Annotated in this window: 4 protein-coding genes; 2 read left to right on the top strand and 2 right to left on the bottom strand. The window is 46.3% G+C overall.

The genetic code is table 11. The features are described 5' to 3' along the window. Together JGK36_RS32660 and JGK36_RS32665 are read right to left on the bottom strand one after the other, a co-directional pair. On the bottom strand, window positions 1-1,276 hold a 1,276-nt coding region (locus tag JGK36_RS32660; RefSeq protein ID WP_367120260.1), incomplete at its 3' end, for a YncE family protein. A 58-nt stretch (window positions 1,277-1,334) separates the two neighbouring features. Continuing rightward, entirely contained in the window at window positions 1,335-6,146 is a 4,812-nt protein-coding gene (locus JGK36_RS32665) for a DUF4114 domain-containing protein (protein ID WP_293201330.1), read from the bottom strand. A gap of 659 nt (window positions 6,147-6,805) precedes the next feature. Between JGK36_RS32665 and JGK36_RS32670 the strand changes: the two genes are divergently transcribed. Further along, complete coding sequence (locus tag JGK36_RS32670; RefSeq protein WP_293186972.1) at window positions 6,806-7,609, top strand: TPM domain-containing protein; 804 nt, start codon at window positions 6,806-6,808, stop codon at window positions 7,607-7,609. Window positions 7,610-8,501: 892 nt separating this feature from the next. Then, a complete protein-coding gene (locus JGK36_RS32675) occupies window positions 8,502-9,125 on the top strand; it encodes a precorrin-8X methylmutase (protein WP_293186971.1) in 624 nt (207 codons plus the stop codon). Window positions 9,126-9,222: the final 97 nt, after the last annotated feature.

Genomic DNA, 9,222 nt, shown 5'->3' on the forward strand with positions numbered 1-9,222 from the left:
CATTTCGCTGATTGCTTGCCTGGAAACCCCAAGTATCCACACCCCTGTCGCGGGCGTCAAGCTTGTAATTACCCGGATTCTCTATAGCCTTAATCATTTGCTCAACATCGAAAACGTAGGAACTTCCTCCCAAACCGAAGGTGGGATAGGAAGCAATCAAATATTTGCCGTCACTCGAAAGCGCTAGGTTGTTAGTTAAGCTGCCCGGAATCGGTCGAGTCGCAGCCACCAATTGAGGATTGGGGTCCAGTGGGTTTGCGATAATACCTATATTTCCACCCTCGCGCGTATTTATCTTTGCCCTAGAGTTGCGGCCGGCAACAAACGCATATTTCCCGTCTTGCGTTACTGTTACAGCCACTGCCTCGTTGACATCAAAATAGTCAGTGGCCACGCCCAGCGACAAAGGAGCGCCCTTGCCGTCATCTTGAAGCTTTATCTGGTCCCCATTACTATCTATGGTAAGGACACTAGCAAGCCCGTTGGTAAACACCATTTTCTTGGGGTCGGAAGTAGCAGCTATGCCCTCTGTCTCCGATAGGGTGGGAATTACTTTAATCTGCTGGTGCCACTTCCGCTCGTTAGAGCCCTGAGCGCTCGGTTTGTCGGCGGGGTCAATGTTGACAGCGTAAATGCGGCGGTTAGGTGTTTGTTCGTTATTGTCGGAACCAGTAGCGAACAGTCGGCGCCCGTCGCTGCTGATAGCCAACTGGCTCAGTCCCAGGGGTGATGTGACGTTAATTGTCTGGATAACAGTATGATAGGTTGCTGAATTCGGGTTGATGTCGAGGACGTAGATGTTGGGGCGATTTTGGTCGGCAATGTAAGCGTAATTGTCTTTGGGGTCGATCGCAATAGCTTGTGGTCTGGCTCCAGAGGGCAAGCCAATCGCATCCACAGTTGCCGTTTCTGGGGTAGTATCTATCTCTCGCAGCGCCATCAAATCCACCACAGACACCCGACCGGTGTCCCGCAGAGTCACGTAGGCGCGGGTAGCATTGTTAGTAGCCGCGATCGACTCCGGTCGGTCTGATGGGATATTGGGATTACCCACAGGAATGTTAAAAGCAACCGCTAATTTATTGCTGTTCTGGGTTTCAACAGTTGATAAAGCGTCTTTGAGGTTAATAACGTTGATTTTGTCGCCCGTACGTTCTGTTACCAGCGCCAATTCAACGCAGGTAGGAGCGAGGCGGATATTTTCTTCACTTTCTAGTTCGACAGTCTCGTAATCTCCAGTACCCGGTCCGAAGCGCTTTTTCTGCTTTCTCGACACTACAATGCTGGATTCGCCGAGGGGTACGGTAATCGGAATTTTGACAGCAATTTTGTAGCTATTTTCTCCCGCCTGGATAAGTTTTGTCGCCGACGCGGAAGCTGACTGTTAAGTCTTTAAATTCACCGCCTAAATCATTGGAGTTATTCAGGAAGTTGCTGCCTGTCAGGACGACGGTTGGTTCGCCATTTTCCAACTTATATTCAGCGGATTGAAGCACTGGAGGTGCGAAGGGGTCTGCTGGGAATAGTGTGGGTATGTTTAGAGTGGCTGTGACGCGGGGAATCCCTTCTGGATCGAGTTCAACACCCGCCGGAGTGACTACAGGTAAACCGACTTCAGGAATGGCAATAATTTTCAATCCAGATTTCAGGTATTTAGCCAAGTAAGCCAGCAGTAAAATTGTAGCGGCGAATTGAGCTGTGGTGACGGCGGCTATACCGATTAAACCGGCATTGGCTGCTAAAAAGCTGTTTTGGAGACCGACATTTGTTGAGAGAAGGGAACCATTTGGGAGACCGACATTTGTTGAGAGAAGGGAACCATTTATATTGGAGGTGGTGAGCAACTTTTCCAATGCCAACTTCTGTAACTCCAGGTCCGGCATTGCTATCATCGCTATTTCGGCAGTCTCCAAAATACCGGTAAATGGTGGAGAATTAGTGCGAATAGTACCGCTGGCATCGACTACACCGGATTCTTGAATCAGCCAAATTGGGGAATAAATATTGTTAGCATCCGGCAGCGAACCTTTTCGCAGGAATAAAATTTCGGTACCAGGAGATAAGCCGGCAGGGGCAGGAATTGCTAATTGAGCGGGAATTTTCAAGGAGTTGTCGCCCAAGTCTAAATTGAAGCCTCCGGCGAACTGCAAACCGTCGGGAAGTTGTAGCGATAGATCATTGCTGGTTAGAGATGTCAAGCTAATAGCTGTATTTTCGGCAAGAGCACCGGGCGGCACCATCACAATTGAACCGTCACTGCCAGTAACTGCACCGCCATTTACTCCTAAAATTGTTCCGGCGATGGCGGGAAGGGAGACTCTTACTGGCACGACTTGTTCGGCGGCTCCGTGAATGACAGTGACGTTAGTAACTCCTTCTTTTATAGCGGTAATAACGCCGTCTGAATTCACTTGTAATAGGTTGGAGTTTCCGGGGAAATAGCGAGTTCCTGTAGAGCCGAATTTCAGATCGGGGGATTTGATGATATTTTCAATTCCTACTAAAAGCGAGCGTCCCATTCCGGCTGTCATTGTGACTGCTTTGGGATAGACATTCAAACCGTTAATCTCGGCTAGTGCTCCATTGAATTCTGCATCGTTGGTTGGGGCTGGCAATTTTCCTACTCGCACTGCTGTTACTGCTTGCAGGTTGTTGCGACTTGCGCTCAAAACTGAAGTACCGTTGACCAAACCTGTCACTTTCCCCGTTGGATCAATTGGTGCTACTTCTGGATTGAATGAAGTGTAAGTTAGATAAGAATCTGGGAGCACTACACCTTTTTGGTCGGCAAAGTCTCCGAGTACAATCAATTCCGTATTTTCTCCTGCATTAAGTCGGGGATTTCGCTTCACAAAATCTAGATTTAGCAGGGGAACATCGCTGACGTTGACTGTCACCCGCGCGGGCGTTGAACTCCCAAAAGCGTCGCTGGCAAGGAAATCAAAGCTGGCAATTCCAGAGAAGCCGGTTGCTGGTTTAAAGGATGCTTTGTTCGTTAAGGGATTGAAAATTACTGTGCCGTTTACTGGATTGAGGACGCTAATTGTCAGAGGGTCGCCCTCTGCATCTGTGGCAAGATTGTCTAATGAAATAGTTGTCTCTAATTCTGTATAAGTCCGAGTGCTTGTCGGTGAAACAACGGGCGGATTGTTGTCAGAATTCGGGGGATTGGCTTCGGCGAGCAATTGTTGTCCTAGGGGAGTATTTCGCCATTCTTTGTCAGGGTTGATGACTGTATCTAGCAGCGGTGCGTTTCCGGTTGCGCCACTAATTTTAAAGATTAGGTCATTGTAATCTCTGTCTGAGTTAGCGGATGACATATCTTCGAGGGCAAAGGTGTTACCGCTGCCCGTAATGTCGGCTATTTGTAGCAGATGACCGGTATCGTTGGGATTGGCTGTGGCGATACTGAATAAGGGACGGTTTTCGGGAAACAAATCCCACAGCCAGGAGTATTGGAGGGATGATTGTACTGTACCGCTGGGTACGAACATGACGGCAAAAGTGTCTCCAGGGGTCATGTTGAAAGTTTTGATACCCTGATATTCTCCTGAACCGAAGTCGTATTCTCCCGGCATCGAACCGGTGAATTTGGCTCCTTCTGTACTGTCGCGGATTACAATGTTTCCTAATGTGGAATTAGTTAGGACTCTCCTAGCAGCTTCGGCGATGAATTCTGGAGTACCAGGTGTAAATGCTTCCATTCCTGAAAGACTAAAAATGCCGATTTCGCCAGTAAAGTAGCCGCCGTCAAATACATAGTCAAATTTGACTTGTCCTTGGTTATCTACAAGGAAAGTGCCACTGGGTGAATTGGCTGCTGCTGTTATTGAGAGATTTGTTGAGGGATTGGTATTGCTTTGGAAGTCGCCAGTACGCTGTGTTGAATTGGGTTGAGTGTCTGCAATATTGTCTGAAAGTTGAGCAGATTCTTCGGTTGCTGACAGTAGCCAACCGCTTGTCATCTCTGCGGATTTGGGCGCAATTTCAGGATCGGAATACGCTGGTAAAACAGCGACAGTTTCTGTGGGATTTGAATTGCTATTATAATTGTTTGAAGTGAGTTTAGGTGGGGATTTAAGAGTTGAGGGTGAAGCGCTTGTTTCGACTTCTGCTATCTGTGTCGTAACTGCTGCTGTCTCTGATGGAGTTGAGAAGAGTGCTGGGCTTTTCTCAGTTTCTAATTCCGCTGCTGTGAAGGAAACAGTAATGTTCCGTTCGATTGTATCAGCAGTGAATTCTGCTGTCGATACCGAATCGGTTTTTGTTGGCAATTCGCTTTCAATTTCTGATGTTATTTCAGGAAAAACGCTCTCATTTTCTACCGTAGCCGAATCGTTTTTTGTGGGAATAATTGACTCAATTTTTATTGGCAATTGTTCGGGTACGGTAGAAACGTTGGAGTTGCTTTGTTTGGGTGATTGTTCGCCAACGTTAGAACTGAGTAAGTCTATTTTTGCAGGAGACTTTTCCGCAATTGGAGCGATAACTGACTCTGTTTCTGCGGGAGGTTGAGAGATGCTGGAAGTTGCATCTTTGTCGGTTTTGATTAATTCAGCATCTGCTGATTGACTGACAATAGATTCTGTTTTAACTGGCTGTTTAATTTCCGAAACTGAGTCAGTATTGTTCGGAGTTTTTTCTGGGGTGTTAACTGCTGCTGTTGCTGTCGTCACCGTTACATTTTCACTGGCTGCTGTTTTTGGTATTGCAGCAGGTTCGATTTTTAATGGGTCAACTTTTCCTGTATCATTCTGTTTGTCAGTTAAAGATTGAGTGGCGGTTTGTACTGGCTTTTGTAAATCGGTTGATTTGACTTCTGCACTGATATTAGTGTTAGGTAAAACTGGGTTAGATGTGGCTGGGATTAATGGGGCTGTTGGGGGCTGTGTTGTCGGTGACTGTTGAGAATCTGAAATGGGTTTTTCGGTCGGTATTGCATCGACTTTTGGGGATTTTTTATCTGAGTCTATTTTGGCGGCAGCTTCGGTAATAGGAAGCTGTTTGTCTGAGTTTTTTGTTTCTGAAGTCTGGGCAATTGGAGCTTTTTTATCGGAGTCTATTTTGTCAGAAACTTCGGCAGTACGAGATTGTTCGCCTGAGTTGGCTTTCTCCACAATTGTGGAGTTTTGAGATTGCTTGTCTGAGTCTATCTTGTCGTCAGTTGTGGCAACTGGGGACTGTTTGTCTGTAGAGGTTTTATCAGTTGAGGGAATATTTGGACTAGCCGCAACAGTTTCGGTTGAATTTGTTACTGCAATTTTCTCGGATTTTTCTGATGAAGTTGTACTGCGATCTGGTATTATGGTTGATGCAGTTGCAGGTGATGTTTTTTTCGGCTCAGAGCGATCGGTTGATACAGTTGCAGGTGATGTTTTGTTCGGCTCTAAGTTGTCAACCGTTGATACAGTTGCAGGTGATGTTTTATTGGGTTCTGAATCACTTTTGAGTGTAGCCCCTGACGATAAAGATGTTTTGTTATCTTCGGGTTTTGAACTCGTTTCAGGGGTTGCGGGTAATGGTGTTTTTTCCGAAGCTTTTTCTAAGTTTGTGGATGTAGTTATAACGGGTAATGTTTTGTTATTTTCTTTTTCTGAGTTGGCAACTCCGGTTGGGAGTAATTGTGTTTTATTTTCAGGTAATTTATCACTTGCAGTGGTTGTAGCAGGTGTGGTTTTATTAATTTCTGAGTTACTGACTAACGAGCTGATTGCAGGTGGGTGAGGAACGGGTTTATTAGAGTCAAAAGGCTCGCTATTTGAGGCAGTTGGATTCGGGTTTGTCAGGGGATCTCCTAAGTCCGAGTCGAGTTTGCCAATTAGAAGGTCAATTTCAGAAGTGGTTGAATCCCTGGAGTAGCTGTTAGTTTTGGTGGCACTGGTTTTAGCAGAAGGTATGCTGTTAATATCGGAGGCTTTGTTAGTAATAAAAGCATCGGTTTCGGCTCGAATGAATTCGGATTGTGGCGGCTTTGCGGTTTCTATTAAGTTAGGTTGTTCAGAGTTTGATGAAGATCCGGGAGTTTGATATAATAAGGTTTTGTTAGTCTGAATTCCCGGCAGTTGTGGGGCAAAAGTTGGGGCTAGTCCGGGAATTAAGGATTCCACTTCTGTTAAAGGTTCTCTAATCGGGTCGGTTAAAGGCACTCTGGACACTCCTTGAAAAATGGTTAATTTCTTTTAAATCATTATTCAGCGGTTACTCATCATTATCGGGTAGACTCGATTATAAAGATATTCGGAAAAATACAGAAGTTCAGAGTTTTTTTGATGTTGCTAGTCTGTTATATTTGCCGTATATTTACTGATAGTTTTTAAAGTTATGCTAAATCTTTATGAAGGTAACTTTTTTCAGGCAGGAAAATACTTAAATAACCGATCGCACATCCGGTCTCTCTCTATTACTATCGGCTTGAAGTATTATTAATCCCAGATGTTGCACCAATATCAATAAGGGGCTTTTTTGTGGGTGGGGGCGGGTTTATTTAACCTGTCTGCACCCCTTAAAGCTTTTGGTGAACCCGCCCCTACAGGTTTTTGATTGCGGGTACGATATCTGGGATCGATACTCACCCGTCAGAAAATCGAGCTCTTGTTTAACGACGGTTTGCCCTGGATCGCGATCGCGCCCTCTACAGTTAATTGTCAGCCCTTTCCCCGATCGCAAACTTTCCTTCCCCGAACCCTTCCCCTTGCTCTCGGCTTCCTGTAAAGTAAATAATTGTAAAGAAATATGAGTTTTCTCTTATCCTCTGGTTAAGACCGCCAGCTAACATTCACAATTAAGACCCGGATTAGAATTTCCTATGTCACAGCTTTTCCCCCGCAAATTTCTAGCCTCTGCTGTCGCCTTTTTTCTGGCTTTGTCGGTGTGGACGATCGCACCTGCGGCCCATGCTTTCAACAATCCCGATTTGTTGCCGAAGACTCAGACGCCGATTATTGATTTAGCTAAAGCCCTTACGGATATTGAAGAAGAGGGTTTGGCAAAAAATTTAAACGCCTTTGAAGCCGAAACCGGTTGGAAGCTGCGAGTGCTGACTCAGTACGATCGCACGCCCGGTTTGGCTGTGAAAAGTTATTGGGGCTTAGACAATAAAAGTGTATTGCTAGTTGCTGACCCGCGCGGTGGCAATTTACTAAATTTTAATGTGGGCGATGCGCTGTATCCACTGCTGCCGCGGACTTTTTGGGTGGAACTGCAAACCCGCTACGGCAATCAGTTTTTTGTGCGGGACAATGGCGAAGATCGATCGATCATTGAATCTTTGGAGTCGATAGAAGGCTGTTTGCGTCAGGGCGGTTGTCGCGTAGTTCCAGGTTTGCCGAGGGAACAGTGGGTGCTGACTTTAATTACGTCGGTGCTGGGCGGCGTGATCTGCGGGTTTGCGGCTCAGCCTCGGAAACCGGGAGACGGTGTGTCTTGGCAGTGGGCGCTGATTTTTTCGCCGCTGTGGGGGATTCTGTTTTTGGCCTTCGGAATTGGGCCGGTGGTAACTCGGACTTCTGATTGGTTGCCTTTGGCCCGAAATGTTGCCGGTTTTGCGATCGGGGCTTTGGTAGCATTCTTGACTCCAGTATTGGGCAAGTCTCCTTCAGAAGAAAGTTAGTTTTTGATGAGTCATTAGTTATTAGTCATTAGTCATCAGTCATCAGTCATCAGTCATTAGTGTGACTCTTGGCGCTCTTTCATCACTCTCGAAAAATAAAAACCGCATCCAATCAATGAAACCCTACTAAATGGACAATTAGCGATCGCTTGGGCGATCGGAACCCATGCCTTGAACCCCGAGGGTGAAAGTCCTGCTCTATAAGACTTTCAGCTTTTACCAAAAAATGGGGTCTAAAGCCCCGTGCTTTGAGTATCGGCTTTTGGTATAATTATATTGGTTGGAAATCCCATGGTGGTGGCTTGTTAAGACTCCTTGAACCAGAAAGCAGAGTTGATATCTGCCAAATATTGGGTAGCGAAAGCCAAGAAAAACATAGCTAGGGGAAATAAGTTAAGTACCCAAAGAAACAAAAGCCATGATTAATTTAATCTAACAGTACCTAAGGGCATTAGGAATCTGCCTCGTTCGAGGGAAAGCATGGGGAGAAGACTGCCTCTACTATCAAAGGGAAGCCTGATATAGCAAGCCGACTTCTGTGAACCATGAATTAGAATCCCCGTCCGCGACGGTCGGGGAGTATGTCAAGGAATCTGGCGACCGCAACCAAGTTAACTCGTGAAAAACCCGGTTTCTCTGCCTCGCGCGCAAGTCCAAAGAAACCGGGTTTTTTAGCTTTTTTGTCGGCTGTAACGAAGTATTGCTGTGAAAAAACCCGGTTTCTAGACACCCTGCGTAATTTCTGAAACCCTTGATTAGACTGCTTCTTCCTTCTTCCTTCTTCCTTCTCCCCTCTTCCTTCTTCCTTCTTCCTTCTTCCTTCTTCCTTCTGTTATGACTAAAAGCTGGTAAGCTGATACCTGACAACACACAGGCGACAGCTATCCAACAAATGGAATGGCACGTAAGCGATGCCCAGAGTCTGGGATTAATCGATAATGAAATTGGCGACCACGGTTTTTCTGCGGCGGAGTACGAAATAGTCCGCCGTGTGATATATGCGACTGCTGATTTTGAGTACAAGTCTTTAATTAGTTTTTCCGATCAGGCTTTGCAAGCTGGGGCGGCTGCTTTGGCTGCACGAACTACGATCGTAGTAGATGTGCCGATGGTACAGGTGGGCATTACGCCGCTGATCCAAAGTACCTTTGCGAATCCGGTTTACTGTTCGATGGATGCTTTGACGCGCCCTCAAAAGGAACGGACGCGGGCTGCTTGGGGGATTGAAACTTTGGCTAGACGCTATCCTGAGGGGATTTTTGTGGTTGGCCAGGCTCAAACTTCTTTGTCGGCGCTGGTGGATTTGATTGAGGCTGAGGAAATTCGACCGGCTTTGGTGATTGGAACGCCTTCGGGGTTTGTCGGGGTTGACGTGGCTAAGTCAAGGCTGCACGATTCGATGGTTCCTCATATTCGGATTGAGGGGCGCAAGGGTTCGGCGGTGGTTGCTGTGGCGATTGTTAACGGTTTGGTGGATTTGGCTTGGCAGGCCTATGGCCAAGAGGGGAACAGTTGATCGGTATGCCTCTAATCATTAATTTATTGGACAAGACTGGACAATGCGTACATGGCGATCCATAATACTAATATGGCAAAGTACGTGAAACCAAATG

Source organism: Microcoleus sp. PH2017_35_SFW_U_B, assembly GCF_020737865.1.
Classification (GTDB): Bacteria; Cyanobacteriota; Cyanobacteriia; order Cyanobacteriales; family Microcoleaceae; genus Microcoleus.